Genomic DNA, 25,161 nt, shown 5'->3' on the forward strand with positions numbered 1-25,161 from the left:
AGCCTCCGCCAAGCTCAACTGGCCCGTCTGCTTCACTGCCATCGCGATTCCCTCAGACCGTCCACCTCAGAGAATCACAATCAGCGAATTACGCAACAGGCCCCGCTGGGGAGAAGAGGCTGGCATCAACGCAGGCGACCTCCTCTCCCCTCGGGGAGAGGTCGGACTGCCCCGAATTGCCCTTCGCAATTCGGTTGGCAATCCGGGTGAGGGGGCACTTGCCCATATGCGCCCTGCCTCCATTGGGCGAGGAACCAGGTTCTGCAATGTCTGGCCCGCTACGCGCTTGTATCCTGCAGGTTTTTCGGGGGATGATGTCGGGCTTGCGGCTGGTGGTGCGTCCTTGGGGCGAAACCGTCGCAACTCTTGGGAGGACATCATGACCTTGGAAACCACTCAATCATCCGTTCAGTCGCCGTGGCAGACCGCGGCAATCCTTGTCGCCCGCCTGATCTTTGCCGCCGTCTTCCTGATGGCCGTGACCTTCAAATTCATCGATATCGGCGCCACCGCCGGCTATATCGCGGCGGCCGGATTTCCGTTCCCGCTGTTCCTGGCCTGGTGCGCAGCCCTGCTCGAGGTCGTCCTCGTCCTATGCTTCCTGACCGGCGCCTTCTTCTCCTGGGCAGCACTCGTCGCCGGCGCCTATGTGCTGTTCCTGGGCTTCGCCTTCCACGGGCCATCGCACTGGGCCGGCAACCAGGCGGAGTTCGGCTTCTTCGTCGACCATTTCACCTTCCTGGCCGGGCTGCTGTTCGCCGCCGTGCACGGGCCAGGCCGCGTCCTGGCGCTGAAGCTTGGCAGGGGGTGATGCCGGAATTTCGGATCCGGCGTCTCGATCCGCACCAGCATCGTCGTGACATCGAGGACGGCCGGGTCCCGTCATTCAGGCCATCGCAGGTCGAGTGCAATAAAAGCGACAGCTAAAGTAACGGGCGTTCTAGGTTTATGCTTTTTGTAGAGGCGCCTGCATTCCCTCTGTACTTCCAACTTTCGACGGGCTAAGCAAGACACGGGTCTTTAGGGGGAATTCATGAACATCGCCACGCGTTTTGCTGCCGCCATGATCGGCGCGTCACTGCTTGCCGGCTGCACCACGTTGACCGAAGGCGAATTCAACACGATGCATGCCACGCTTGAAGGCAGCCCTGCCGTGAAGCGCCTGGTCATCAAGGACTGCATTGCAAGAGAGAAATCCACGTCGCTCGGCGAAAAGAAAACGTACGCTGCGTTCATGAATGTGAGCGTGGCGAAGTACGAGACGGCCCTGTGCAGCCGTATCAGCAATGCCATTGCCAGTGGCAGACTGACCTACGCCGACTATGTGAAGCTGCATTCGCCAACCGCCGACAACAGCAAGGTCATCAGGATCATGCAGGGCCGCTAGCAGTCGCCGCCAGCCCGGCACGGCAGCCGTTATCGCTGTGTCAACTCCGATCGCGGCGCCAGTTATGATCGCCGCGTCACATCTGGTCGTTGTAAGGTTCCTTGATCTGACCGACCATGCGCGCCAGTTTCGAGAAGGACGGCATGTCCGTCTCCGGCTGACACTGATTGGCCAACTCCAGCAGTCGGATCGGGAAGTTGACGGCGTCGCGGCTCGACGCCGACATGCCTTCGGACCTTTCCTCGTTGGTCTCGCTGGCTTCGGCCTTGCGCAAGGCGATGTCTATCTCCTCGACAGAGAGCACGCCCTTGCGGACCAGCACCTGATTGATCGATGCGATGGCCATAAGCAGGCCTTCGAGTTGCAGATTGGCGACATTCATGGCTTTTGCTCCCATTGGCTAAGCTTCAAACGCGCGAATGCCTGTTCTGATCCGGACGGTGGCGTCTCGCCGGCCGGTGTGCCTCGCCCACCACCTCGCATTTTTTGCTGCCGCCACATTTTGTTCTTGCTTTGTGCCGGCAGCTATGCTACTAATCTGGGTATGGTGCTGATTCACACCGACGACCCGCCTCCCGAGGCGGGTTTTTTGTTTCAGGCCGGTTTGGAGACTATCACGGCGAGCGAGGCGAGCTTTCCGTCACTCAGGCTTCGGATGTAGTTGCGGCGGCGCTGCAGGAATTCCGCGCCCATGACGATTTCATTTGCCTGCTGCTGCGCCGGCGAGGGCACGATGCCGGAATTGGCTCTCTTCAGCGCCAGCTCAACATGTTCGCCGGTTTCGTCGACGATCTCGTCGATGCGAAACCCGGCATCGCCAAACAGGGCTTTCAATTTTTCCCGATCGGCGAGGTGACTGGTCGCCGGCGAAACCGCCCATGGCATGGGGTAGTATGGCGCGCCGCCGGCGAGCACGGCCTCGGTCCAGATCAGCCTGCCCCGCGGTTTCAGCACGCGCCAGGCCTCGTCGATGACCGCGGCCTTATTCTCGATGTTCATGCCGACATAGAAGCAGATCGCCGCATCGAAGGTGCTGTCGCCAAAAGGCAATTTCGTCGCGTCGGCCTGATGGAAGCGAACCTTGTCGGACAATCCGCTGAGGGCGGTCAGTCGGCTCGACGCGGCGACAAAGGCCGGCGTCAGGTCGATGCCGTCGACCTGGCAGCCATAGGTCGAGGCCAGAAACCTTGCCGGCCCGCCAATGCCGCTGCCGATATCCAGGATCCGATCTGTCGGCGAAGGCGCAAGACGGGCCGCATGCTCCCGCGTGGCGATCAGTTCGCGGCCATGGAGCTGATCGAATGGATAGAGTTGCGCGGCGGCGAGTTTGCCGGCCGGGTCGGCGTCCGGGATCGCGGCCAAGATGCGATCGATGATGCCGTCGCTGCCGTAGTGACTGGTGACATTGTCCATGACGCGTTCCCCTCAAGCGCAAACACCATCCCATCAACGCAAGTCTCACGCAATGCCCCGCCTTTCTCGCCAAAGAACCCCTCTTTCCAGCCGTCCACCGATGAAGGGTGCGAGGTCGTCAGTGCATTTTTTTCCGCTGATGCCACATTTTGTTCTTGCTTTGTGCCGGCAGCTATGCTACTAATTTGGGTATGGTGCCAATTGGCTCCAACGACCCGCCCGCCGAGGCGGGTTTTTTGTTTCAGGCTTCCTTTTCGACCAAACGTTACGTGAGCTGCCAGCTGTGGGGCCGGCAGGACAGGGGCGCGAAGGAACGCGACCTGACGATCGTCGGAACCGCGAAATCACCAACCATGAATCCCGCAACGCGCTCGTGCGCCCACCCCAGAGAACATCCCCATGTCCAACCGTTACGCCACCATCATCACCGACGATGACGGCCACGAGGTCGTCAGCGCCATTGGCGAGTTCGCCGGCGCCGCACCCTATGCACGCATCGGCCGCTTCGAACTGGTCGCCGCCGGCGTGCGGATCGGTATGCTGCGTGGCGGTATCGTCGATGCGGTCGGCGGCTTCGGCTTCCCGTCGGAAGCACTCGACGGCAAGGCGGTGGCAATTCTCAGGGCACGGCTGAATGCCTTGCTTGACGCCGGTGCGATGAAGCCCGGCACGCTGACTGATGCGAAGCCGGCGAGCCAGCCGCACAAGCCGAAGTCGGCACGCGCCGGCAAGAAGGCCAAGCCGCGCAAGCGCATTGTGCGGCCAGCCAACAAGAAGCCGGCGATCTCCGCCGGGACGGCAGAGTAGGGCATGGCCAAGGCTCCTTCCACCGGCGATCCCCAGCCGCACGATCAAGCACCCGGCAAGCGAACCAAGCGGGCGAAGAAGACGCTGGCCGACGGCTTCCTCGAAGCGATCCGCGCCGATTTCCGCGCCCATGGCGCCGGCGTCATCGCCGAGGTGCGCGCCGAAAAGCCCGATCAGTATCTGAAGCTCGTGCTCTCGGTGCTGCCCAAGGATCTTAGTGTCAACATCAACAATCTGGATGCATTGAGCGATGACGAAATCAGGCAGCGCATCCGCGGCCTCGAAGGCGTCCTTAGGCCGTTCCTCGAGAAGCCGGACTTCGCAAAAGGCTTCGCCCAGCCGGGCGGCAAGGAAGGAATATCTCAGCCTGCTGGCGGAGCTGGACCGGAGGCGCCGCACTAACCAGCTTGCCGCCTATCGGCCTTATCCCCGACAGGCCGAATTTCACGCAGCCGGCGCGACCAATCGCGAGCGCCTGTTCATGGCCGGCAACCAGCTCGGCAAGACCAGGGCGGGCGGCGCCGAGTGGGCGATGCACCTCACCGGCCGCTATCCCGATTGGTGGCAAGGCAAGGTTTTCGATTGTGCGGTACGGATGTGGGCGGCCGGCGTCACCGGTGAAAGCACGCGCGACAACCCGCAGCGCATCCTGATCGGCCCGCCACAGCAGCAGGCGGCCTGGGGCACCGGGATGATCCCGGCCGACGCCCTCGTCAGCACGATGGCGGGACGGGCGCCGGGCGCGCTCGACAGCATCGTGGTGCGCTGGGGCGGCGGCGGCGATGTCCAGGCCGACGAATCGGTGCTGTCGTTCAAGAGCTACGAGAAAGGCCGCGAGAAATGGCAGGGCGAAACGCTGCACGGCGTCTGGTTCGACGAGGAGCCGCCGCTCGACATCTATTCCGAAGGGCTGACCCGCACCAACGCCACCGGCGGCATCACCATCGTCACCTTCACGCCGCTGCTCGGCATGTCGGACGTGGTGCTGCTGTTTTTGTCCGCGGAGCAGGTGGGAGGGATGGGGAGGGGATGACAGCGCTGCGAAATCGCGCAACTCGCGTTCCTTCGCGCCCCCCTCTGTCCTGCCGGACATCTCCCCCTCTAGTGGGGAGATTGGATGTCGCATTGGCTTTCGCCAATCTCCAATGCTTGCGGATAAGCGAGACGCTGAAGCTGCCATCTCCCCCCTTGAGGGGGAGATGTCCGGCAGGACAGAGGGGGGCGCTGTCCCGCCATCATGAAAACATCTTACCGAACAGCAGCATACGTCCAACACCTGCCACCATGATTCAATGCCGCGAGGGTGAAAAACAATGACCCGTCACGTCACCTTCATGACCATCGACGATGCCGAGCATTATACGCCGCAGCAGCGCGCCGAGATCATTGCCGCCTATCCGGCGCATGAGCGTGAGGCGCGGGCCAAAGGCATTCCGGTGCTCGGCTCCGGCCGCATATTTCCGGTGGCCGAGGAGCTGATCGCCTGTGAGCCGTTCCCGCTGCCGCGCTATTGGCCGCGGCTCGGCGCACTCGATTTCGGCTGGGACCATCCCTCGGCGGCGGTCGAGCTCGCCTGGGATACGGAGGCCGACGTCGTCTATATCACAAAGGCCTGCCGCGCTTCGCAGCAGACTCCCGCCATGCAGGCGCTGACTCTGAAACCGTGGGGCGAATGGCTGCCATGGGCATGGCCGCGCGACGGCCGCCGCGAGACACTGGAGGGTGCCGGCACCGCGCTTGCCAAGCAATATTCGGCACATGGGCTGAACATGCTCGCCAGCCATGCGCAGTTCGCCGACGGTTCGGTATCGGTCGAGGCCGGGCTGATGGACATGCTCGATCGCATGCAATCAGGCCGCTTCAAGGTGTTTTCGACGCTTTTGCCGTGGTTCGAGGAGTTCCGGCTCTATCACCGCCGGGATGGCCAGGTGGTGAAGTTGCGCGACGATTTGATGGCGGCGACCCGCTATGGCGTGATGATGCTGAGGGAAGCGGTGGTCGACCCGGCGGTGTTCAAAGCCGCGCGGCGGAAGGCGGGGCAGGCCGATCCGCTGGGGGCGTTTCGGTGACCATCCGCATCATCCCCGCCACACTGCGCGATCTCTCCTATATTGCCGCCAACCTGCGGCCGGAGGATCGAGCCGAGATCGACTGCCAGTTCGACGAGTGGTCGCCGGCTTTGCTGGCGCTGACGGCGCTGCAGGGGTTTGCCTATGTTGCCGAGCTCGACGGCAATCCGGAGGCCGGCTTCGGCGCCGCCGAACAGCGCAGCGGGCTGTGGATCGCCTGGAGCTGGGGCACGCGCCGCATGAGGCGCTGCGTGCCTGGGATTACGGAATTCTTTCACGCCGTGCTCGGGCCGCAGGTTGCGGCGCACGGCGCCTGGCGGGTCGAGGCGCGAGCGCTGGCCGCCAATGAATTGGCGCTGCGCTGGCTGGCCCGGCTTGGTGCCACGCAACGCTGCCGCCTGCCGGGCTACGGCCGGAACGGCGAGGATTTTCTGCTCTACGACTGGACGAGAATCTCTCACTTTGGAGAAAACCATGTGCCTTTTTCGAAAGCCGCCGGCGCTGAAGCCGTTGCCGCCGACACCGACCATTGCCGACAAGGACGTGCAGGCGCGCGAGGCCGCGTTGCGGGCCCAGCTGGCGGCCAATGATGGGACCGCGGGAACGGTGAAGACCGATTTGTCGCCCAGTGAGCTCACCGGCCAGCGCCGCGTGCTGCTGGGGGTTTGACATGGGCGCGATGAGAAGAGTGTTCCGCAACCGCGTGCTGGCGTGGTGGTACTGGCGCCGGCACGCAAGGTTGGTGAAGAAGAGAGGCGGGTGATGCTGCCGATCTCCCCCCTCGTGGGGGAGATGCCCGGCAGGGCAGAGGGGGGCACTGTCCCGCCGGCCTTGGTGATCAATTTGTAAGTTGCCGCCATCGGCTCATTCCGGCGGGAAACGAAAACAGAGGCTGGCGTTCCTTCGCGCCCCCCTCTGGCCTGCCGGCCATCTCCCCCCTCGAGGGGCCTCGAGGGGGGAGATCGCAGCTTCCGCGTTTTCCGTAACAACCGAGCGCAAATCGTGTTCCTTCCGCACGGTTGACATTCTTCCCTCAGCCGCCATGCTGCATTGCAACATGGCTATCGAGAAGTTCGGCATGACGGAAACATCGCGCATCGAGTGCCTGGACGGGCTTCGGGCGCTCGCCGCGATCTGGGTGCTTATCGGGCACTGCCTGCTGTTGACCGGCTGGCAGGTTCCTATCCTCGGCGAACCGGACCTCGGCGTCGATCTGTTCATCATGCTGTCCGGCTTCCTGATGGTGTTCCATTACCAGCTGCGCCAGGACAAGGAGCCCTGGCAAAGGCCGGAAACCTGGCTGAAATTCTGGACCCGCCGCTACTTCAGGATAGCGCCGCTGTTCTACATCATGCTGTTCGCTGCCCTGGCGCTTGGCCCCTATCTCTACCAGTCGAGGATGGTCATCGACGAGTTCCTGCTGAGGTCGCCGCAGGCGCCCGAGCGTTATCTCGACAGCGGCCTGAAGAATATTGGCGCCCATCTGCTGTTCCTGTTCGGCCTGGTGCCGAATTTCGCCTATCGCACGCCGCTGCCGGACTGGAGCCTCGGGCTGGAGATGCAGTTCTATGCGGTGTTTCCGGCGATCATGCTGCTGGTGCGCAGGCTTGACTGGGTATGGAGCGCCATTCTGGTAGCGGCCACCGGCAGCGCGATCGTGTTGTTGATGGGGCAATTGTCGGTGCATTTTCCGATGCCGTCGTTCCTGCCGCTGAAGATGCAGATTTTCCTGTGCGGGATGCTGCTGGCGGGCGTCGTCCATCAAAGGCAAAAGCGGCCCTTCGCATATCTGGCGTTGGCCATGGCTCTGGCCGCGCTGCCCTTCGGCGGCGGCTATGGGCTTGGCAAGCTTTTGATGCGGGAAGCGCTCGTATTGGGTTTCTTTGCCCTGGTTCTCTACCGGATGCTGCCGGGAATGATGGGCATCGTGGCCAGAAAGATCGCCATGACGCTCGCCAACAGGTTCTTTCATCTGATGGGTGAGCTTTCCTTCAGCATCTATTTGATCCATCTGCTGGTTCTCCAGCCGGTCGCGGCCCTGGTCATCACCCAGTTCGGCCACGAATTGTCGGCGCCGCTGCGCTTTGCGGTCGTCACTGTCGTCGTTCTGCCGGTGGTGTGCCTGCTGTCCTGGATCACCTACACGCTGATCGAAGTGCCCGGCCAGAAGATGGGACGTTTCGTGGTGCAGCGTTTTGGGCGGAGCCCGGCGCTCGAGGGCAGCGCATGATCAGCTGAAACTGCCGATCTCCCCCCCCTCGTGGGGGAGATGCCCGGCAGGGCAGAGGGGGGCGCTGTCCCGCCGGCTTGTGGATCATTTGTAACGCGACGTTAGGCGAATTCCGGTTGGGCGAATCCGGTCGGAAAAACATAAAAAACGCAGGCTTGCGATCCTTCGCGCCCCCCTCTGTCCTGCCGGACATCTCCCCCACAAGGGGGAGGTCGGCAGCTTCGGCGTCCCGCCGCTTCTTTTCAATCCAATCCATCAAGCGAGGCTGACCATGAGCGATTCCCGTGCTCGCGATATTCTGTCGCGACAGGCAGAACTGGAGAGCGAACGCAGCCAGTACGAGCATGTCTGGGAGGCGGTGTCCGAATTCTGCGACCCCGATGCGCCCGATATGTGGAGCGGCCGCCGCCAGGCCGGCACGGATTCGCAGGCCGAACGGCAGGAGCGGCGCGGTGCGCGCGTCTACGCCAACACCATCAACTCGGCCGCCAACCGGCTGGCCGCCGGGCTGGAAAGCCTGATCATCCCGCAGTCAGAGAAATGGCATGGGCTGTCGACCGCGGCAATCAACGACGAGGAAACCGACGAGGAAAAGGAATGGGCGGAAGCGCTGCGCGATTTCCTGTTTTCGCTGCGCTACTCCGCCAATTCGAACTTCGTGCCGGCAACACAGGCATGCCTGCGCAATGTCGTGCGCTACGGCCCAGCCTATCTCTACGCCGAGGAGGGTTTTGGCGGCACGCTGATCCGCTATGCCTCGATCCCCGTGGTCGAGGGCTATCTCTCGCGCAACCGCTGGGGCCAGGTCGATATTTTCCACCGCCGCTACGAGCGCACGGCGCGGCAGGCGGCGCAACTGCTCGGCTATGAAAAGCTGCCGATGCGGATCAAGGTTCTGGTCGACGACCCCTCGAAATGCGAGACGAAGATCTCGCTGATCCAGTGCATCCAGCCGCGCGACGAGCGCAAAATGTACAGTCTGAGCGGCACCTATCAGTATCTCGATACGGCGTTCGCTTCCTATCACGTCATCGAGGACGAGGAGGTGATCGTCAGGGAAAGCGGTTTTCGCTCGTTCCCGGTATCGTGCTTCAACTGGCGCCGCTACGAGGGCGATCCCTACGGCATCTCGCCGACCATCGAGGCGCTGACGACGGTGCGCGAGGAGAACGCCGTGCGGCGCTCCGGCCTGCGCGCCCTGCAGCAGATCACCGATCCGGCGACCGCGTCCAAGGCGCGGCTCGACTATGTGCCGGTGCTCAATCCCGGCGAGAATTATCCGGGCCTGATCGACGATGCCGGCCGGCCGCTGATCGCGCCCATCGCCACCGGCCAGAACCCGACCTATGCGTTCAATTATGCCGACAGCCGGGCCGAGGAGATCCGGGACATGATGTTCGTCAACCTGTTCCAGACGCTGGTGCAGAACCCGCAGATGACGGCGACCGAGGCCTTGATCCGGCAGGAGGAGAAGGGCGCGCTGCTCGGGCCGTCCGGCTCGATCATCCAGGCCGGCTTTGCCAGCAATCTCGACCGCGAGCTGGGTATTCTGGAAGACAAGGGACTTTACGAGGAAGACAGCCGCTTCCTGCCGCCGGCGAGCCTCGCCGGCAAGGCGCTGCGGCCGACCTTCACCGGCCCGCTCGACGTGCTGCGCCGCTCGGCCGAAGCCCGCGACACCATCCAGGTGGTGACGACGGCCATGCAGATGGCGCAATTCGATCCCGGCATCATGGACAATATCGACGGCGATGAAGCACTGAAGATCGTGCAGGGCGCGGGCCGCAGCCCGCAGCGCATCTTTCGCCGCCAGGACGAGGTGGCCGGTATTCGCGATGCTCGTGCCAAGGCCCAGCAGGAACAGGCCGGCATGGCGGCGGTCGCCGCCGCCGGCAAGGTCGCCAGGGATGCGGTGCCGGCGGCCGTACAGGCGCGCGATAGCGGCCTGCTGGATGGACTCGGCGAGCTGATGCCGCAGGGTGTGCAAGATGCTTCGGGCGGGCAGGGCGTATGAGTGGCAAACGCTTCGCCCATTCCAGCCAGGCCGGCGGCCCGGCCAAGGCGCAAGATGCGCTGGCCAAGGCCTATCTCAGGGTGTTCTCAGGCCAGGACGGCGAGATGGTGCTGGCCGACCTCACGGCTGCGACCGGCTATTACCGCCGCCCGTCCTATGGCGAGTGGCTGGCCAAGACAAAAACGCCGAACGGCTTCGAGCTGCACAGCGCGCTGAGCAACGCCCGCGCCGAGGTGGTGCAGCACATCATGGGGTTCCTGACGCTGGACGAAGCGCAACTGGCGGCACTGGAGAAGGCGGCGAGGGCGGAGGGGAGGTAGGGTTTGGGGCTACAGGATATCTGAACGCGAATAGCCATCGGTTCTGCGGTGCATCAATTCTGCAAGGCGCAGTCCAAATACCACGTGTTCAGATATGTTGGAGTTTGCAGCGTGACCCGCGCCTTGGTCGGAGGACCTTCAACATCTGCTGTCCTCATAACGAACGTGTCGAGCATGAATGTCGTGCTATCAAATGCAGCGACCTGATACACGCTGCGTTGGAAGATATCGTATTTCGTTGAGGATGGTTTGAACGTGCTCGATTTGCTGGTTACAATGAAGTGATCGGCAAATTCTTGGATATCGAATTTCCTGGCCTTGTTATTTGCGACGAATTCCGGGCTACCAGATGACGGTATGTCGGACCACGTGCGGAAGTCGCTCACCGTACATAAGAAGACGTCGCCGTCTTTCGAGTTTGCCGGCTCCATCGCAAACAAGCAAGCCAGCAAAAGGATTACGAGGCGGAGGATCACCGGCCTCGAAGTTGCAATAGCCCGCATCGCTCGTCCCCCTTGGTAGGGAAGATAGCGCTGACCTCTAATCAGCGGAAGGACCAAATCAGGGAAAAGGATGCGCCGAGGCTGAAGCTGCTTCCCTCTCCCCGTTTTACGGGGAGAGGATGCCGGCAGGCAGGTGAGGGGCGGTGCCGGCATTTCAGAAGTTTGCGCTGCCCCTCATCCCCCTGCCGGGACCTTCTCCCCGCAGAACGGGGAGAAGGGGGCACGCTCAATAATCGCCGTTATAATAGCGGTCGTCACAGGGGGCGGTGTAGATGCGGCCGCTGTTGCGATCCTGATAACGGCAAAGCTGTTCGCCGCGCGGCTGCGGCGTGGTGGCGTTGCCGACGACGGCGCCCAGCAAGGCGCCGGCTCCGGCACCGATGACCGTGCTCTTGGTGTTGCCGCCGATCGCCTGGCCGGCAAGCGCACCGGCGCCGGCGCCGAGCAGCGCACCGGTGCTGGTTCTCTGCTGTGCTTCGGTCTGCGCGCAGCCTGCCAATGCGGCGGTTACGAGCATGGCGGCAATGGCTCTGGAAATGGTCATCGTCTGGTACTCCCTTGAAGTCTATGAACTAATACACGGGCCGATTTTGCCAAGTGCGGTGGCATTTGCGGCGGAACATAGGCACTGAGCCTCACGAAATAAGACATGGTTGTTTTAGTCTGACAGCTCGGTTTCGGAAAGAAATGTAACCGAACAAGACGACGGAGCTTCATCTCAAATCGACCTTCGAGGGGCTACGCTGCCTCGATCTGCATCACCTTTTTTGCCGCAGCGGTCAGAAATCCGGATCGGCTGTAGCCGTGGCGCTCTGCATATCGATCGATCTGATCGAGGATATCTTCCGGAATGGTGACATTGACGCGCACGACTTTCGCCGCTTCGGCTTTCAAGGGAACCAGGATGGCGACACCGCTCAGATTGTCCTTGTCCGACATCACTTCCTCCAGGGACGACGGCTCGGGAATTGCTTCGCCATCCTCGACCAGCCCCTCGACATGAAAGGCCAGTGCTTCCTCGGCCATGGCGCGGGCATCATCCAGATTGACGCCTGCTGTCACCAGGCCCGGAAAATCGGGGAAGGAGACGCCGAAGTCGCTGTCCGCTTGCTTGTGGATCAGTCCGATGTAGTTCCGCATTTCTCTACCTCAGCTCAAGCCGGATTGTTTTTCGATACTCTTGAGAGTGCCGATCGGGATGTCGCGCTTGGGATGCGGTACTGTTACCCGGCCCGGCTTGGCCTTGTGCTTGAACTGGGCGTGACTTCCTTTTCGAGCCACTTCGTACCAGCCATCCGCCAACAGCCTGTGAATGACATCGGCGCTCTTCATGTTGTGTATAGATACACATAGAAGGCCTAAATGTCCATGAGATTTGCGGCAGATTACGTGCCGCGGTCCAGTTGAACCTTCCTCAAATCCCCAAAAATGGAGATACCAGATGACCCGAGGTCTTCCCCGGACGCTTTCGCGTGCCGCCGCCAGAGAAGCCGGCCTTGCCCCGCCCAAGGCGGGGCTTACCGCCAGGACGACCGGGCAGGGCGGCGCCTACCGCACCGTCTTCTGTTTCAATGCCATGCCGGTGCCGGTCACCGATGCACTGGCCTATGCCAGTCAGAAGCTGTTCGATTTCATCGATGGCAAGATCCGTATCAAGGGCGGCACGGCAAGATTGCAGTTCGCGGTGCTGACTACCCGCGCGTCGACCATCAACGACAATGCCGCGCTGACCTGGTCGCTCGGCTCGACGGCGGCGTCGAGTGCTGCGCTCGCCGGCACCATGATCAACGTGCTGGCGGCGACCGGCCGCACGCTGGATGGCGCGGGTGCTGCGCTGTCGAGCGCATCGGTCGCAGATATTGCCGCAGCCGCCACGCTCGACGGCACCGTGACGCCGGTCGACCTCTATCTCAACCTGGCGTTTGCCACCGGCACGGATATCGACGCTGACGGCACGGTTGCCGTCACCGGCACTATCACGCTGCTCTGGGAGAACTGGGGCGACAATATCTAGGTTCCCTCCAGATATGGGTGATTGGCGAAAGCGGAAGTGACGGCCAATCTCCCCCCGCGTGGGGGAGATGCCCGGCAGGGCAGAGGGGGGCGCTGTCCCGCCGGCTTATCCAGCTGATTCGTGCTTGCAATCTTTCCCGGGGCGTTGGTGACGAAGTGCACCGGATCCTCGCGTTCCTTCGCGCCCCCCTCTGTCCTGCCGGACATCTCCCCCACGAGGGGGGAGATTGGCAGCTTCGCCGCTGGCTCTCTCTAAACCTCAACATAAGGAATCTTTTCATGACAGATCTGGCAGACGCCGGGTCCGCGGTGGCGGCGCCACCGGCGGGCAACCTTGCACGGCCACCGGCCAACGGGGACAACGGGTCCGCCCCGCCTGCGGCCAAAAGCTGGTTTGACGGTCTTTCCGAAGGCAACCGCAAGCTTGCTGAAACCAAGGGCTGGACCAAGCCTGAAAGCCTCGATCGGGTTTTCACCTCTTATGCGGAGCTGGAGCGGCAGCAGGGTGAGAGCCTGCGCGTTCCGGCAGCCGATGCAGCCGCGGAAGACTGGGACAGGTTCCATGCCCGACTGCCCGAGGCGATGCGTCCGCTGACCTCGCCCGACAAGGTCGAGTACAGGCGCCCCGACGGGCTCCCCGAAAACTTCGCCTATTCGGACGAGCTCGCCAATGCGTCCAAGGCCTGGGCAGTCGAGGCAGGTGCTACCCCGAAGGTCGCGCAGGCCTATCACGACCGCTTCGTCGGCTACATGGCCGAGCAGGCCAAGGCACAGCAAATCGCCGTTGCCCGCTCGGTCGAGACGACCCACGACGACCTTGTGCGGGATTGGGGACCGACCGGCAGCGATGGCTTTCGCCAGAAGCTCGAGGTCGCCAACAGGGCGATGAAGAAGCTCGGCCTGGTCAATGCCTATAAGGCGAAGGGCATCCTTCTGCCGGATGGCGCCTTGACCGACCCGCAGATCGCCAAGGCGTTCCACGCCATCGGCGAGGCGATGTTCCGCGAAGACACGATCGACGGCGGCGCGGCCTTGAGTGGAGGCAATCCCTTCAAGCGCAATGCTGCCGGCGAGCGCAACCTGACCGGCATCTCGGCGCTGGTCAAAAGCGACCCCGCCCGTGCCCGGCGGCTGGCACGCGAGGCCGGCGAAAACCCCGATCTATGGATGCCCAACAACCCTCTCTGAAATTGGATCATGATCTTTTCCGAAAACCGGTTTCCACTTTTCTGGATCATGGTCCGCCAATCTCCACAAACCTGAAGGAAGACAAAAATGGCAGACGCCTATACCCGCATCGCGGACGCGATCGTTCCGTCCGTCTATGCGCAATACTCGTTCGAAGAGCATGTCCAGTCGCTCGACATCTACCAGGCCGGGATCCTGTTTTCCGACCCGGCCATCGCCTCGAAGCTCTCCATGGGCGGGCGTTCCGTCGACATGCCCGGCTGGAAGGATCTCGGCAACGATCCCTCGGAGCCGGTCAATGACGACCCGGCCGACTCGATCGAGATGAAGAAGATCGGTGCGCGCCGCGAAGTCGCGGCCCGCAATGTGCGTGCGCAGGCCTGGGGCATCCCGGACCTGACTTCGATCCTTGCCGGCGACGATCCGCAGAAGCTCATCGTGCGTCGCCAGACCGACTACTGGCAGCGCGCCAACAAGCTGACGCTGCTCGGCATCCTGAAAGGCGTGCTGGCCGACAACATCGCCAATGACGGCAGCGATCTGGTGCGCGTTACCGGTGCTTCCATCGTCGACACCGACATCATCGAGGCCGCCTATCTGATGGGCGACCGCGCCGACAAGTTCAAGACGATCTGGATGCATTCGAAACAGATGAAGGCGCTGAAGCTCGCCGACCTCATCGACTATGTGCCGTCGTCCGAGCAGGGCGGGCCGCTGATCCCCTATTACATGGGGCTCAGGGCCGTCGTCGATGACGATATTCCGGTCGCCGGCGGCGTCTACACCGCCTTCATGTTCAAGGACAAGGCGATCCTGTGGAACGAGCTGCCGGTCAACACCGAAGGCGGCCCGCTCGAGTTCGACCGCAAGCCGCGGCAGGGCCATGGCGGCGGCGTCACCGAAATGGTCGGCCGCCGTGTAACGCGCAAGATCAGATGGCATCAGCCGCCTAATGCTGGGAAAAGGTGATAATCGCCGGGAAGAGCCGCCAGAAGCCCGGAAAACAAGGCGTTCGGCGGTAACAGGCGGGGCCAGAAAGCCCGATAGCCAGAAAGCGGCCGCGCAACTTCACTTGGCACCAAAACGACCGCCGGCGAGGCGTCGCGCAACTTCACTTGGCACCGCCGAGCCTGCCGCAAAACGGCGCAGCGCAAGGGCGTAGAGCTTCAAAAACAGCCAAAACCGGCGAGCGGCGAACTCTGACCACGCGTCAGAGTTCGGGCGACGATGAGCAAAAAATCGAAAAACACATATTTATCAAGCTACTAAAGTCATTTTCCGGCCTTGGCTGGCTCGGTCGAACTCTGACGCGGCTGTTCGCCCTTATCGGCCCCCTTTGTCGATGATGGCGAGCGCCTCTGTCAGCAGTTGGGCTACGCGCTGCCGATCTTCCCCGTCATCTGCGAACGACTGCTCCAGCCTAGCGGCGATCTCGGCATTCAAAGACCGATCATTCGCGGCGGCGGCAATCCTGATCTGCTTCTGAAGCTGAGCCCGCAAGCGCAAGTGAAAATCGTAGGATCGATCGGCTGCCATAGGGCCGCTTATGGCTGAAAGAACTTTGCTCGAAAATGGCCCCACCGATGGGGTATATACCCCACGCTTGGGGTTTATCCACAGGCGAATCACGGAAGATTACGCGGATGTAATATGTGATTAGACAATCCCGGGTAATTGCCTAAATAACGATCACGAGGCCACTAATGTAAGCAATAAGACTAAAACTTTAATGTCTTGAGTAAGTCTTGCCGGTTGACGCCGGATTGGGCGAGCAACAGGGAAATTAGACCGAAAAATGCGGGCGGCAGAAGCAGACTCCACCGGAGCAGTCAACGAGGATGTGGGGACTAACCTAGTGGTCAGCCGGCGGGCATTGATCGCCGGCTTGGTCGCGGTAACGGCGACCGGCAAGATCGAACCAGCCCTGAGCCTGCCGCAAAAGATCGACGAGGCGGCGGCGAATCTGGCCGCGCTGATGAACCAGCTGCACGGCGGCGGCTCATGGTACGCGGAAGTCGATCACGAGGATCCGTTCGTCCTGATCGGCCGCGATCTGGCGGCTCCATAAACGGTCCGGCGCAGCATTTTCAGGGCAACCCGCTGCACTTCCTCGTCAGCCTTCACCAGGTCGGAGAAAACCTCGGCGAGCTCGGCGCGGATATTTGCCCCATCGTTGGGTGCCCCGTTCTTATCGACGGCGGCCGTGGCGGGTTGCTGCCCACCGTCGAGCAGATCAGCGACGGAAACCCTTAGAACCCGGCTCAGCGCTTCGAGGTTGGCAGTGCTGGGTGTGCGTCCGCGTTTGAGAATGTCGCGGACAAACGTCTCCCCCTTCCCGGCGAGGAGGGAGGCTTCCTTCATTGTCAAATCCCGCTCAGCGAGCCGCCTGACGATTCGATCTCTCCAGCCTTCGTTCATCGATGGGAAAATACCCATTGTGATAACGGTTGTCTCGTGGTCAATTGCCCATTGACGCAATGGGATTTTGCCCATTATTGTTTGGAAATGACCCAAATCGACGATCTCCTGATTCGCATCGAGGCGTATTGCCAAACGGAAGGCATCGCCCTGACCACCTTCGGTTTCCGAGCGGTAAACGACGGCAAGCTCGTGAAGAAGCTGCGGGCCGGCCACACGATCACGCTGCGGACATTCGACCGGATCGAGGCATTCCTCGCGGCCGAGGAGCGTGAAGCCGCATGACGTTCACGATTCCAAAGGGCATCCCGCCGATAGGCGGCATGCGGTGGGATTTTCCCATTTCTGACCATGGCAGCATCCAACACATACGCAACAACGCGCGGCCGGCACAGGTGAACCGCAGCCTCAACGCTAGCAACGGCAGCGAACTGGTGGCTAGGTCAAATCCGCAGCAACTTTTGGACAGTGGAGAGACCCTCTGATGGCTCTTTCGTCCAATTCCGCGTCTATTCTAGACATTGACGTTGCTTCGATCACAATCCTCTCAGGCCGCCGGCGTCTCGATCCTTCATGGGTCGAGACGCTTTCCGATCTTTTCGCCGGCCAAGGCCAGCTCCAGCCGATCGAGGTGATCGCCGAGGGTGATCGCTTCCGGCTCGTCTATGGCGCTCACAGGCTGGCCGCGGCAAGGCTGATCGGCTGGAAGACCGTCCGCGCAATCGTCAAGCAGGCAAAGGATTTCGCCGACGAGGCCGAGATCACGCTGCGCGAGATCACCGAGAACCTCGCCAGACGCGACCTTTCCGCTCTCGACAGGGCCGTCGACATCGCCCGGTGGCGGGAGGTTTATGAGGCGACGCACCTAGTGGCAAAGCCCGGTCGGAAGGCGAAGCCACTACTGGCCGAGGAATTAACTGCAAAGTTTGCAGTTAATTTCTCTGTCGCTGCCACAACGGCTTTCGGCCTTTCCGAGCGCAGCATTTTCAATGCCGTCAAGATCGCCTCGATCCCCGCGTCCGTCCGCGATTTGATCGCGCTCCATCCGGTCGCCGGTAACCAGTCCGAGCTCCTGGCGCTCGCTGCCGAACCGGTCGTCCGGCAGGAACAGATCGCCGCGCTGCTCACCGCCGAGCCGCCACAGGCCGGCTCAATCGCCGATGCCATCGCGATCATCGACCGCATGCCGAAACCGGCGACCGAGCCGCGCTGGCAAAAGCTCGCAACCGACTTCTCGAAGATGAAGGAGAGCGAGCAGGACCGGTTCTTCGAGCTGCACCAGGCCGCCATCCAACGGTGGATGAAAGGCCGGCAAGACTGATGGCCAAGCCTCCCCGCAACAACTCGACCCTGGACCTATTCCGCGACTATCAGCCGGCCCCGGTGGTCGAGCGTTTCGACGCGGAAAAGGTCCAGGCCTGGTCGATGGCGGGACGACTGTCGAAGGCCGTCAGCCTGACCCTGACGGAAGCGGACAAGAGCCGGGCCGATATCGCCCAGGCAATGTCCGACTACCTGAAGGACGAAGTCTCGAAGCCGATGCTGGATGCCTACGCCAGCCAGGCCAAGGAGCATTCGATTTCGGCCCTTCGCCTGCTCGCTCTGATCGCGGTCACAGGCGACGTACGCGCGCTCAACACCCTTCTGGAAGAGGCCGGGATGATCGTCGTCCCCAAAAAATACGAGGCGCTGATCATGCGGGAAATGGCCGACGAGGCCATCCAGCGGGCGACCCTCGATAGGCAGGCGTTCGATGCACAGTGGAAAGCAAAACGATGAAAGGCTTTCACATGAGACGCGATCTTCTCGACCTTGCACAAGACTGTTTATCGCTGCTGGCGGTGGCCGGCTTTGTCGCCTTCGCCACCTTCGGCAGCGCCGGCATTTCGGCGGCTGTCATCGCCTGGAGGCTCGGCCAATGAGCTTCCTCGCAATCGCCCTCGCCGGCGCCGCGCTCTACGCCGCCTTTCTCTACGGCCTGCACGTGTTGTTCACGCGCCAGCAGGGTGCCCGTCTGGCGGCCGGCGCGGCATTCCGGCGCCGTGTCCAGAAGCATGTCCATGGCGGAGGCCTTTGGTCATGAGCCACTGCGCCATGCCGGCATGCTCGAACGCTGCGACAGGCATCTTCTGCCCCGATCACTATTTCAGGCTTCCGGCCTCGCAGGCGCACTGGCTCGTCCGCTGGCAGCTCAAAATGCTGCGCTGCGAGGATGCTGACACCAAGCAGCACATGCGCGAGCAACTGCACGGCTACACGCAAGAAGCCATCCGCACCCTCCAATCCGCCGAGGCGATCTCCCAAGCCGCCTCGGCCAGCAGCGCCCGCCGCACAGACGCGGCGGGCGCATCACAGGCACGAGCATGACAGGCATCGTCATCGACGGCGTCCACCTTGGCACGATCGCCAAATTTGCCGGCAACAAGCGCGCGGCACGATGGGTCGCCTGGTCGATCCACCGGATTTCCGTGAGCGAAGCCAACAGCGCCAGGTTCGCGACCATGCACGCGGCGATCGACTGGCTGACCAGCGAGCACGACCGCGTGAAGGCAAGCGAGGCTGCGTCCAATGGCTGACGGCAAAATCCCGATCATCGGACAGATCGCAGAGGTGAACCGCGAGCTGGCCTTGCGCCGCAACGTGTTCCCGATCCGCGTCCGCGACAAGAAGATGAAACAGGCGGAAGCCGACCTCTGCATGCGCCGCATGGAGGCCGTGCTGGCGACCCTGATGTTCTGCCAGGCGCACGAGGCCGAGATACGGGCCTTCATAGCCGCCAAATCCGAAAAGTCGGGGGGGGGGAACATCATGAGCAGCGATCCTCGGCAAGTGACGATTTTCGATCTGTTGGCGGGCGGTAACCAGCCATGATCGAAGCCCGCCTCGACCTCCTCGAAAAGTTCCGTCCCGACATCATCAGCAACCTCATGCTGTTGTGGTGGAAAGATGATCTCTGCCAGCCGACGGACTTCTACCTTGCCGTAGCGCACGCGCCCTCCGTCACGAAGGACGCGCTCAAAGCCGGATTGCTGAGCGGTCGCCTGAAATACCGTGGCGGCGGCTTGACCGGCCGCCTGGAGCTGACCGCAGAGGGGCGCTACCTCGTCCGCCGGATGCTCCGGCGCATGCGTGTCACCGGTTCGCCAGAGGTGGCCGCATGAAAGACTGCCTGACCGCCCGCGAGATTGCCGCCGAGGCACTGCCGGACATGCCACGCACCGAGAGTGCCGTCATCCGTATGGCGACGCGTGAAGGCTGGGACGAGCGCGCCACACAGGCCCGCCAACGCGCCGGTCGGGGCGGCGCTACCGAATATCATGTCTCGCTGTTCCCGGTGCTCGCCCAGGTGGCCTACCAGCAGAAGCACCTCGTCATCGAACGGCCGGTCACGCCGGTCACAGCGGCGCCCGATGCCAGCCTGACCGCGCGGGCGCAGAAGGAGCGTGATGCCCGGCTGGCGATCGTCGCCGCCTTCGAGAAATTTTCGCGCGGCCTGCAGCTCGGCTACGCCACCCGCGTCCAGGTCTTCACCGATCGATACAATGTCGGCTCGCTCAACATCGACGAGTGGGTGCGAGAGATCGTGCCGACCCTGTCGAAGCGCTCGCTTGCCCGCTGGCAGTCGCAGAAGCGCGACGGCAAGGTCAACGCGCTCGGCCACGATCCCGCGCAGGCGCGCAAGGGGACCGGCATCCTCGAAACCGCCAATGACGGCGCGGTTCGCGCCTTCATGCTGGCGCTGATCGCCCATCAGCCGCATCTTTCCGGCGAGGCCGTCCAGACGCAATGCCGCTATGAGTTCGGCGACACTTTGAAGGTCGTTTCAAAGGGCGTTGAAACAGTCATTCCGATGCCGCCGGTGCGGACCTTCCAGCACGCATTGAAGGGGCTGAAAGCAAACCACAAGGTCGAGCTGCTCAAGCTGACCAATCCCGATCAATACCGCTCGCACATGGCGCCGGCCGGGGTCGGCATGCTGCGCCACATCACCGAGCCGAACCAGCTCTGGCAGATCGACGCCTCGCCAGTCGACGCGCTCTGCACGGACGGGCGACATTCGATCTATGCCTGCATCGATATCGCCACGCGCCGCACCGTCTGGCAACTTTCGCGCACCCCGCGCGCCTCGGCCGTCGCTCTGCTGATCCGCAAGGCCATCCTCGAATGGGGTGTGCCCGATGTCGTCAAGACCGACAACGGGTCGGACTTCGTCGCCAGGGACACGCAACGACTGTTCGCATCGCTGGGCATCGAGCCTGAGACCTCCGACGCCTATTCGCCGCAGCAGAAGGGCCATGTCGAACGCGTCATCAAGACGTTCCAGCATGACCTTGGACCGCTGCTCCCCGGCTTCGTCGGCCATTCGGTCGCCGATCGCAAAGCCATCGAAAGCCGCAAGTCGTTTTCACAACGCCTCGGCGAAACCGAGGCCGAGGTTTTCGGCGTCACGCTGACCGGCCAGCAGCTGCAGAAGCACGTCGATGATTGGGCAAGCACGATCTATCAGCACCGCCCGCATGCCGGCCTGAAGGGCAGCACGCCGTTTGGCGCCGCGCTCGCCTCGTCGAAGGTGGTGCGAAAAGTCGACGAGCGCGCGCTCGACCTGCTGCTGATGCCGGTCGCCGGCAAGGACGGCTACCGCAAGGTGACCAAGCTCGGCATCCCCATCGATAACAACTATTATCTGGCCCCGACCATCATGCCGGCAACCGCCGTGTTCGTCCGCATGGACCCGAACGACGCCGGCCGCGCCTACGCCTTTGCCCAGGACGGCGGCGAGTTTCTGGCCGAAGTCGTTTGCCCCGAGCTTTCCGGCCTTCATCCCGCAGACCTGGTGCGCGCCGCCAAGGAAATAAGCGCTGAACTGATGAGCGAACGCACCCGCGACATCAAGGCGGGCATGAAGCGGCTGGCGAAGGGACCGACACTGATAGAGCGCGCGCTCGAAGTGAAGCGCCGCGATGTGCCGAACGTCATCCCGTTGCCGAAGCGCGAAGAGGCGCACTCGACGGCACAGATCGAGGCGGCGATCGCCGCCATGTCGGAAAGGCTCAACCCGACCAGGGAGCTGACGCCGCGCGAGGCCGCCGAGCATCGCCGGATGATCGAGGAAATGCGGGTCGAGGACGAACGGGAGCTGAACGCCCGTTTCGAGATATTGCGCCAGGACCGGCTCGACGAGATCGAGGCCGAGCGGACGGCGCATCTGCCGAAGGATCAGAACATCGTCGCGCTGCCGGAAACCCCGAAGGAGCGCTATCGGCGCGCCGTCGAACTCAGGAAGCTGGTCGATGCCGGCAAGTTACCCGCCACGACGGCCGCCACGCTCGATGCGGTCTGGCTCGGGGGCTACGAGCCTTCGGCCGAGTTCAAGGCCCATCAGGCCATGCATGAGGATTTCGGGGACGTGTACCTGTCCTGAGTAACGGAAAAGCCCGGTCTGCAAACCGGGCTCTCCGACAGAACGGCCGCCACAGGTGGCACAGCACAACAACGAGGAAAATGATGAACGAAGCACTGAAAGTCAACCGGCCGGCGCCACTGAAGAACGTCGCGGCCTTTTCGACGTTGCTTGCCAAGATGGTCGACCGCGACCCCGACTTGCCGGGGCTCGCCGTGTTCTCCGGCCCGTCCGGCTGGGGCAAGACCAAGTCCGGGATCTATGGCGCCAATCGCTACCGGGCGGCTTATGTCGAATGCGGCCAGTTCACCACAGCGCGCTCACTTCTCTCACAGATCCTGATCGAGCTGGGCGAAACACGCCCGCGCGGCTCGATCGAGGATCTGAAGACCGACGCCATCATGCTGATGGTGGCCGAACCGCGCCGGCCGCTGATCATCGACGAGGCGCACTTCGTCGCCAAGAAGCGCTTCGTCGACCTGCTGCGCGAGTTGACCGACAAGTCGGGCGCGCCGGTCGTCATGATCGGCGAGGAGATGCTGCCCAAATATCTCGAGGAGTTCGAGCGCGTGCACAACCGCGTGCTCGAATGGCTGTCGGCTGTGCCTTGCGACGCCGAGGATTTTGGCCTGCTCGCCGCCAATCGCTGCCCCGGCATCGAGATCGCCAGCGATCTGGCCGCCGCTATTCTCGACAAGACCAAGGGCAACACGCGCCGCATCGTCGTCAACCTCACCAAGGTGGTTGAGGCCAGCCAGATACTCGGAACGAAACAGATCGATCTCGCCGCTTTCGGCGGTGCCGTCGCGATCTTCAGCACGCCGAAATTCACCCCGAGGAAGTTCGCATGAGCGGGCGATCCATCCTCGATATCGTGCAGATCAGCATCGCAGTGCCGCGCGGCGAGGCCGGCTACTGGTCGATCATCCGCGATCTCGATCTCGGCGGTCCCTGGACGGTGCGGCAGATCTGCGATCGGACGAACGTCAAGACGCAGGCGGTCGGCAGGTTCGTTCGGAAGCTTCGCCTCGCGGGCATTGCCCAAGTCGTCGAGCAGAAGACCGCCACCCATGGCGGCGGTGCCAATCTCCCGGCCACCGTCGTCTATCGCCTGGTCAAGCGCCCTCTCGTAGCACCCCGGCTGACGCCGGACGGCGAGACCCCGCCCGAGACAGCCATCGAGCAGGTCTGGCGCGCGATTAAGATGGCCAAGGTGTTCAGTCTTGCCGACATGGCAGAAGATTGCCCTGACGTGCCTCGGCGGACCGTGGAAGCCTATCTCTACGCGCTGTCTACTGCTGGCGTCGTAGCCGGCAGCCCAGGGCGCTATCGGCTTGTGCACAATCTCGGCCTGCAGGCACCGAAGATCCTCGCCACAAAAATGGTGTTCGATCCGAACAGCAAAACGGTCATCGGCCGTCCCGTCGCAAGCGAGGCGAAGCCATGAACCGGGGACCCGTCAAGCACAGCCGGCCGGACGGCAAGTCGTTTGTCGAAAAGGCGATCGACGCCCATGGCTCTCCGTTGCCCGACTGGCTAGACGAGTTGGCGCGGCTTGCCGATGCCAGTGATCTCGGCATTGCAGGCCAGCGCATCGGCTACAGCCGCTCGGCAGTCTCGACCATCATTAGCGGCAAGTATCTAGGCGATGTCGCCCGCGTCGAGCAGATGGTGCGCGGCGCATTGATGGCGGCAACCGTCGAATGCCCGGTGCTCGGCGAGATCGGCCGCGACCGCTGCCTGACTGAACAGAAGGAGCCCTTCCGCGCCACGTCGCGGCACCGCGCCCAGCTTTTCCATGCCTGCAAAACCTGCCCCCAACGGAGAAAATAGCCATGGGCGAAAGAATGTCTTTGGCGCTCTCGGACGGCCTGTCCGAACTGCGCGACCTGATTTCCGACTATCAGCACGAGCCCCGCATCCTCGATCCCGAAGACACCCGTGTCCTCTGCGAGTGCATCAAGGAACTTCGCGGGAAGGCCCGCGACATTGAGAACCGGTTGAGCTGCAAGGTCTGGAATGACCAGGCGCAGGCAGAGCGCGAGGCCGAGGCCGACCGCATCGCCGAAGCGGCGTGCCGGACGGGGTCGAATGTGCGGCTGTTTCCGGTCATCCCGCGGCCGTTTTCGGACGGCCGGCCGGGAGGTCGGGCATGAGCCACCCGTTGGACCAGATCGTCACAACCGACCTTGCCATGAAGGCTATGGGCCGAGTGCTGCAGATTGTCGTCGAAGAAATCCAGGCGACGACGCCTGGGCGCCGGCCCGACCCCACCGCAGCTGACCGCAAGATGATGGCAGCATGCAAGGAAGTCGGTGCCGCCGTCGATCGCCTGCTGCAGGCGAAGTTCTCGCCCGGTGAAATCCCGGCGCGCAAGGCGCTGGAACGGTCGGCCCTCCGCCTCAAGAAGGAACTGGAAAGGCAAAAAAATGCCCGCAAGTGAGGCGCTGCTGGCCGCCGTGGCCAAGCTCGACATGATCGACCTATGCGGCCGCATTGTCGCCGACCCCGAGCGCAACGCCGTGCGGGCCACCACAGCCGAGGTGCTGGCTTTGGCGATGGCCACGGAAGGGCTGTGGGCAATCGTCCTTGAAGCCAGTCTGCTGGTCTCGGCGCTTGAACGAACGATGCCGTGGACCGCCGAGGCTGACGCCGAACACCTGGAGCATGTTGTCCTGCAGATGGCCGCCGTGCGCGACCTGCTGGCCTTCATGCGCCCGATCCCGATCCAACAGGAGAATGACCATGCAAGCAGCAACTGAAGCCCGCGCCACCGGAAAAGTCCTGGTCGGCGACAAGCAATACATGCCCGACGCCAAGGGCAATCTCGTGCCGGTCGAAATGATCAAGCCGTCCGAGATGCTCGAAGACGAAACGGTCCGCACCATCCTCGGCTACGCCGCCGATCTTTCCGCCCAGATCGGCCGTTTCAAGGAACACACGTTCAACGATCTCGGCGCCTTCGAGGCGCTGCTCGCCCAGGAGTACGGCGCGACCAAAGGCGGCGCCAAGGGCAACAAGACCTTCATGACCTTCGACGGCATGAAGATGGTCAAGGTGCAGGTCGCCGACACGATCGACTTCGGCGCCCAGCTGCAGATCGCCAAGAGCCTGATCGACGAGTGCCTCACCGAATGGTCGGCCGACAGTCGGCCGGAGATCCGCGCCATCGTGACGCGCGCCTTCAACACGGACAAGGAAGGCCAGATCAACCGCGCCGCGATCTTCATGCTGCTGCGGCTCGATATCGGCGACGAGCGCTGGCAGCGCGCCATGGCGGCCATCCGCGACGCCATGCGCGTGGTCGGGTCGAAGATCTATGTCCGCTGCTACGAACGCGACCGTCTCGATGCCGACTGGCGGGCGGTCACAATCGATCTGGCGAAGGCGTGACGACG

General features: G+C 62.8%; 40 protein-coding genes. 32 read left to right on the plus strand and 8 right to left on the minus strand.

From position 1 onward, the window contains the following. Positions 1 to 379 precede the first annotated feature (379 nt). Together NKH71_RS00005 and NKH71_RS00010 are read left to right on the plus strand one after the other, a co-directional pair. The gene (locus NKH71_RS00005; protein ID WP_352481623.1) at positions 380 to 811 is read left to right on the plus strand and encodes a DoxX family protein; all 432 of its coding nucleotides are present in this window, start codon (positions 380 to 382) and stop codon (positions 809 to 811) included. Between the two features lie 222 nt (positions 812 to 1,033). Further along, positions 1,034 to 1,387 (plus strand): hypothetical protein, encoded by a 354-nt coding sequence (locus NKH71_RS00010; protein ID WP_023718140.1) that lies wholly within the window; start codon positions 1,034 to 1,036, stop codon positions 1,385 to 1,387. A gap of 76 nt (positions 1,388 to 1,463) precedes the next feature. Here NKH71_RS00010 and NKH71_RS00015 read toward each other — a convergent pair whose 3' ends face one another. Beyond that, positions 1,464 to 1,769 (minus strand): hypothetical protein, encoded by a 306-nt coding sequence (locus NKH71_RS00015; protein WP_023675713.1) that lies wholly within the window; start codon positions 1,767 to 1,769, stop codon positions 1,464 to 1,466. 212 nt (positions 1,770 to 1,981) lie between these two features. Beyond that, positions 1,982 to 2,800: a class I SAM-dependent methyltransferase gene (locus NKH71_RS00020; protein WP_023718142.1), complete on the minus strand. Its 819-nt coding sequence runs from the start codon at positions 2,798 to 2,800 to the stop codon at positions 1,982 to 1,984. 399 nt (positions 2,801 to 3,199) lie between these two features. Here NKH71_RS00020 and NKH71_RS00025 point away from each other — a divergent pair, with 399 nt between their 5' ends. The 8 genes from NKH71_RS00025 to NKH71_RS00060 all read left to right on the plus strand — a co-directional run bounded on the left by NKH71_RS00025 (position 3,200) and on the right by NKH71_RS00060 (position 10,240). Next, on the plus strand, positions 3,200 to 3,607 hold the full coding sequence (locus NKH71_RS00025) for a hypothetical protein (protein WP_023718143.1): 408 nt from the start codon (positions 3,200 to 3,202) through the stop codon (positions 3,605 to 3,607). 3 nt (positions 3,608 to 3,610) lie between these two features. Further along, the gene (locus NKH71_RS00030) at positions 3,611 to 4,009 is read left to right on the plus strand and encodes a hypothetical protein (RefSeq protein ID WP_352893995.1); all 399 of its coding nucleotides are present in this window, start codon (positions 3,611 to 3,613) and stop codon (positions 4,007 to 4,009) included. A gap of 79 nt (positions 4,010 to 4,088) precedes the next feature. After that, positions 4,089 to 4,640 (plus strand): terminase large subunit domain-containing protein, encoded by a 552-nt coding sequence (locus tag NKH71_RS00035; protein WP_245278545.1) that lies wholly within the window; start codon positions 4,089 to 4,091, stop codon positions 4,638 to 4,640. 280 nt (positions 4,641 to 4,920) lie between these two features. Continuing rightward, the gene (locus NKH71_RS00040) at positions 4,921 to 5,676 is read left to right on the plus strand and encodes a phage terminase large subunit family protein (RefSeq protein WP_352589703.1); all 756 of its coding nucleotides are present in this window, start codon (positions 4,921 to 4,923) and stop codon (positions 5,674 to 5,676) included. After that, entirely contained in the window at positions 5,673 to 6,266 is a 594-nt protein-coding gene (locus NKH71_RS00045) for a hypothetical protein (RefSeq protein ID WP_352496074.1), read from the plus strand. The genes NKH71_RS00040 and NKH71_RS00045 overlap by 4 nt, the downstream gene beginning before the upstream one ends. Positions 6,267 to 6,733: 467 nt before the next feature. Then, positions 6,734 to 7,906 (plus strand): acyltransferase family protein, encoded by a 1,173-nt coding sequence (locus NKH71_RS00050; protein ID WP_352496796.1) that lies wholly within the window; start codon positions 6,734 to 6,736, stop codon positions 7,904 to 7,906. Positions 7,907 to 8,177: 271 nt separating this feature from the next. After that, positions 8,178 to 9,920: a portal protein gene (locus NKH71_RS00055; protein ID WP_352589709.1), complete on the plus strand. Its 1,743-nt coding sequence runs from the start codon at positions 8,178 to 8,180 to the stop codon at positions 9,918 to 9,920. Next, positions 9,917 to 10,240: a Bbp19 family protein gene (locus NKH71_RS00060; protein ID WP_352788691.1), complete on the plus strand. Its 324-nt coding sequence runs from the start codon at positions 9,917 to 9,919 to the stop codon at positions 10,238 to 10,240. Before NKH71_RS00055 ends, NKH71_RS00060 begins: the two co-directional genes overlap by 4 nt. 53 nt (positions 10,241 to 10,293) lie before the next feature. On the opposite strand, the gene NKH71_RS00065 is transcribed toward NKH71_RS00060, so the two are convergent. The 4 genes from NKH71_RS00065 to NKH71_RS00080 form a co-directional block, all read right to left on the minus strand. Next, the gene (locus tag NKH71_RS00065) at positions 10,294 to 10,743 is read right to left on the minus strand and encodes a hypothetical protein (RefSeq protein ID WP_023718150.1); all 450 of its coding nucleotides are present in this window, start codon (positions 10,741 to 10,743) and stop codon (positions 10,294 to 10,296) included. A 226-nt stretch (positions 10,744 to 10,969) separates the two neighbouring features. Next, positions 10,970 to 11,287 carry a YMGG-like glycine zipper-containing protein gene (locus NKH71_RS00070; RefSeq protein ID WP_023718151.1) on the minus strand — a complete coding sequence of 106 codons (318 nt, stop codon included), beginning with the start codon at positions 11,285 to 11,287 and terminating at the stop codon, positions 10,970 to 10,972. 194 nt (positions 11,288 to 11,481) lie between these two features. Beyond that, positions 11,482 to 11,883, minus strand: a complete 402-nt coding sequence (locus NKH71_RS00075; protein WP_023718152.1) for a type II toxin-antitoxin system HicB family antitoxin — start codon at positions 11,881 to 11,883, stop codon at positions 11,482 to 11,484. A gap of 9 nt (positions 11,884 to 11,892) precedes the next feature. After that, positions 11,893 to 12,075, minus strand: coding sequence for a type II toxin-antitoxin system HicA family toxin (locus tag NKH71_RS00080; RefSeq protein ID WP_352788688.1), 183 nt, complete (start codon positions 12,073 to 12,075; stop codon positions 11,893 to 11,895). 109 nt (positions 12,076 to 12,184) lie between these two features. On the opposite strand from NKH71_RS00080, the gene NKH71_RS00085 reads away from it, so the two are divergent. From NKH71_RS00085 to NKH71_RS00095, 3 genes are all read left to right on the plus strand, one after another. Further along, positions 12,185 to 12,757 (plus strand): hypothetical protein, encoded by a 573-nt coding sequence (locus tag NKH71_RS00085; protein ID WP_352893998.1) that lies wholly within the window; start codon positions 12,185 to 12,187, stop codon positions 12,755 to 12,757. Positions 12,758 to 13,035: 278 nt separating this feature from the next. Next, complete coding sequence (locus tag NKH71_RS00090) at positions 13,036 to 13,944, plus strand: hypothetical protein (protein ID WP_023718155.1); 909 nt, start codon at positions 13,036 to 13,038, stop codon at positions 13,942 to 13,944. A gap of 87 nt (positions 13,945 to 14,031) precedes the next feature. Then, positions 14,032 to 14,913, plus strand: a complete 882-nt coding sequence (locus NKH71_RS00095) for a Coat protein (protein ID WP_352894001.1) — start codon at positions 14,032 to 14,034, stop codon at positions 14,911 to 14,913. Between the two features lie 354 nt (positions 14,914 to 15,267). Here the strand turns inward: NKH71_RS00095 and NKH71_RS00100 are convergent, their stop codons facing one another. Beyond that, on the minus strand, positions 15,268 to 15,480 hold the full coding sequence (locus NKH71_RS00100; RefSeq protein ID WP_352690933.1) for an Arc family DNA-binding protein: 213 nt from the start codon (positions 15,478 to 15,480) through the stop codon (positions 15,268 to 15,270). Positions 15,481 to 15,739: 259 nt separating this feature from the next. Here NKH71_RS00100 and NKH71_RS00105 point away from each other — a divergent pair, with 259 nt between their 5' ends. Continuing rightward, a complete protein-coding gene (locus tag NKH71_RS00105) occupies positions 15,740 to 16,012 on the plus strand; it encodes a hypothetical protein (protein ID WP_352894002.1) in 273 nt (90 codons plus the stop codon). On the opposite strand, the gene NKH71_RS00110 is transcribed toward NKH71_RS00105, so the two are convergent. Next, positions 15,964 to 16,437 (minus strand): helix-turn-helix domain-containing protein, encoded by a 474-nt coding sequence (locus NKH71_RS00110; RefSeq protein ID WP_352894004.1) that lies wholly within the window; start codon positions 16,435 to 16,437, stop codon positions 15,964 to 15,966. The two genes, NKH71_RS00105 and NKH71_RS00110, sit on opposite strands and share 49 nt — an antisense overlap. Positions 16,438 to 16,449: 12 nt before the next feature. On the opposite strand from NKH71_RS00110, the gene NKH71_RS00115 reads away from it, so the two are divergent. From NKH71_RS00115 to NKH71_RS00200, 18 genes are all read left to right on the plus strand, one after another. Beyond that, positions 16,450 to 16,647 carry a hypothetical protein gene (locus tag NKH71_RS00115; protein WP_352690928.1) on the plus strand — a complete coding sequence of 66 codons (198 nt, stop codon included), beginning with the start codon at positions 16,450 to 16,452 and terminating at the stop codon, positions 16,645 to 16,647. Further along, entirely contained in the window at positions 16,644 to 16,847 is a 204-nt protein-coding gene (locus tag NKH71_RS00120) for a hypothetical protein (RefSeq protein WP_352690926.1), read from the plus strand. The genes NKH71_RS00115 and NKH71_RS00120 overlap by 4 nt, the downstream gene beginning before the upstream one ends. Next, the gene (locus NKH71_RS00125; RefSeq protein ID WP_352690924.1) at positions 16,847 to 17,683 is read left to right on the plus strand and encodes a ParB/RepB/Spo0J family partition protein; all 837 of its coding nucleotides are present in this window, start codon (positions 16,847 to 16,849) and stop codon (positions 17,681 to 17,683) included. The genes NKH71_RS00120 and NKH71_RS00125 overlap by 1 nt, the downstream gene beginning before the upstream one ends. After that, entirely contained in the window at positions 17,683 to 18,141 is a 459-nt protein-coding gene (locus tag NKH71_RS00130) for a hypothetical protein (RefSeq protein WP_352516708.1), read from the plus strand. Before NKH71_RS00125 ends, NKH71_RS00130 begins: the two co-directional genes overlap by 1 nt. A gap of 11 nt (positions 18,142 to 18,152) precedes the next feature. Next, positions 18,153 to 18,284, plus strand: a complete 132-nt coding sequence (locus NKH71_RS00135) for a hypothetical protein (RefSeq protein WP_352452373.1) — start codon at positions 18,153 to 18,155, stop codon at positions 18,282 to 18,284. Then, complete coding sequence (locus NKH71_RS00140; RefSeq protein ID WP_352690920.1) at positions 18,281 to 18,445, plus strand: hypothetical protein; 165 nt, start codon at positions 18,281 to 18,283, stop codon at positions 18,443 to 18,445. The genes NKH71_RS00135 and NKH71_RS00140 overlap by 4 nt, the downstream gene beginning before the upstream one ends. Continuing rightward, positions 18,442 to 18,729 carry a hypothetical protein gene (locus NKH71_RS00145; protein ID WP_352894007.1) on the plus strand — a complete coding sequence of 96 codons (288 nt, stop codon included), beginning with the start codon at positions 18,442 to 18,444 and terminating at the stop codon, positions 18,727 to 18,729. The genes NKH71_RS00140 and NKH71_RS00145 overlap by 4 nt, the downstream gene beginning before the upstream one ends. After that, positions 18,726 to 18,938 (plus strand): hypothetical protein, encoded by a 213-nt coding sequence (locus NKH71_RS00150; protein ID WP_352894008.1) that lies wholly within the window; start codon positions 18,726 to 18,728, stop codon positions 18,936 to 18,938. The genes NKH71_RS00145 and NKH71_RS00150 overlap by 4 nt, the downstream gene beginning before the upstream one ends. Continuing rightward, positions 18,931 to 19,233 (plus strand): hypothetical protein, encoded by a 303-nt coding sequence (locus NKH71_RS00155; RefSeq protein ID WP_352894010.1) that lies wholly within the window; start codon positions 18,931 to 18,933, stop codon positions 19,231 to 19,233. Before NKH71_RS00150 ends, NKH71_RS00155 begins: the two co-directional genes overlap by 8 nt. Further along, a complete protein-coding gene (locus NKH71_RS00160; RefSeq protein WP_352894012.1) occupies positions 19,230 to 19,523 on the plus strand; it encodes a hypothetical protein in 294 nt (97 codons plus the stop codon). The genes NKH71_RS00155 and NKH71_RS00160 overlap by 4 nt, the downstream gene beginning before the upstream one ends. Beyond that, positions 19,520 to 21,784: a DDE-type integrase/transposase/recombinase gene (locus tag NKH71_RS00165; protein ID WP_352894013.1), complete on the plus strand. Its 2,265-nt coding sequence runs from the start codon at positions 19,520 to 19,522 to the stop codon at positions 21,782 to 21,784. Before NKH71_RS00160 ends, NKH71_RS00165 begins: the two co-directional genes overlap by 4 nt. Positions 21,785 to 21,867: 83 nt before the next feature. Further along, positions 21,868 to 22,614 (plus strand): AAA family ATPase, encoded by a 747-nt coding sequence (locus NKH71_RS00170; protein ID WP_352546955.1) that lies wholly within the window; start codon positions 21,868 to 21,870, stop codon positions 22,612 to 22,614. Beyond that, positions 22,611 to 23,210 carry a hypothetical protein gene (locus NKH71_RS00175; RefSeq protein WP_352894015.1) on the plus strand — a complete coding sequence of 200 codons (600 nt, stop codon included), beginning with the start codon at positions 22,611 to 22,613 and terminating at the stop codon, positions 23,208 to 23,210. Before NKH71_RS00170 ends, NKH71_RS00175 begins: the two co-directional genes overlap by 4 nt. After that, a complete protein-coding gene (locus NKH71_RS00180) occupies positions 23,207 to 23,596 on the plus strand; it encodes a transcriptional regulator (protein ID WP_352894018.1) in 390 nt (129 codons plus the stop codon). The genes NKH71_RS00175 and NKH71_RS00180 overlap by 4 nt, the downstream gene beginning before the upstream one ends. Positions 23,597 to 23,598: 2 nt before the next feature. Beyond that, the gene (locus NKH71_RS00185; protein ID WP_352894019.1) at positions 23,599 to 23,919 is read left to right on the plus strand and encodes a hypothetical protein; all 321 of its coding nucleotides are present in this window, start codon (positions 23,599 to 23,601) and stop codon (positions 23,917 to 23,919) included. An 8-nt stretch (positions 23,920 to 23,927) separates the two neighbouring features. Continuing rightward, positions 23,928 to 24,206, plus strand: a complete 279-nt coding sequence (locus NKH71_RS00190; protein WP_352894022.1) for a hypothetical protein — start codon at positions 23,928 to 23,930, stop codon at positions 24,204 to 24,206. Further along, positions 24,193 to 24,525 carry a hypothetical protein gene (locus tag NKH71_RS00195; protein ID WP_352894024.1) on the plus strand — a complete coding sequence of 111 codons (333 nt, stop codon included), beginning with the start codon at positions 24,193 to 24,195 and terminating at the stop codon, positions 24,523 to 24,525. Before NKH71_RS00190 ends, NKH71_RS00195 begins: the two co-directional genes overlap by 14 nt. Then, the gene (locus NKH71_RS00200; RefSeq protein ID WP_352894026.1) at positions 24,509 to 25,156 is read left to right on the plus strand and encodes a DUF3164 family protein; all 648 of its coding nucleotides are present in this window, start codon (positions 24,509 to 24,511) and stop codon (positions 25,154 to 25,156) included. The genes NKH71_RS00195 and NKH71_RS00200 overlap by 17 nt, the downstream gene beginning before the upstream one ends. Positions 25,157 to 25,161 lie beyond the last annotated feature (5 nt).

It is taken from the genome of Mesorhizobium sp. M0983 (assembly GCF_040318975.1).
Lineage (GTDB): Bacteria > Pseudomonadota > Alphaproteobacteria > Rhizobiales > Rhizobiaceae > Mesorhizobium.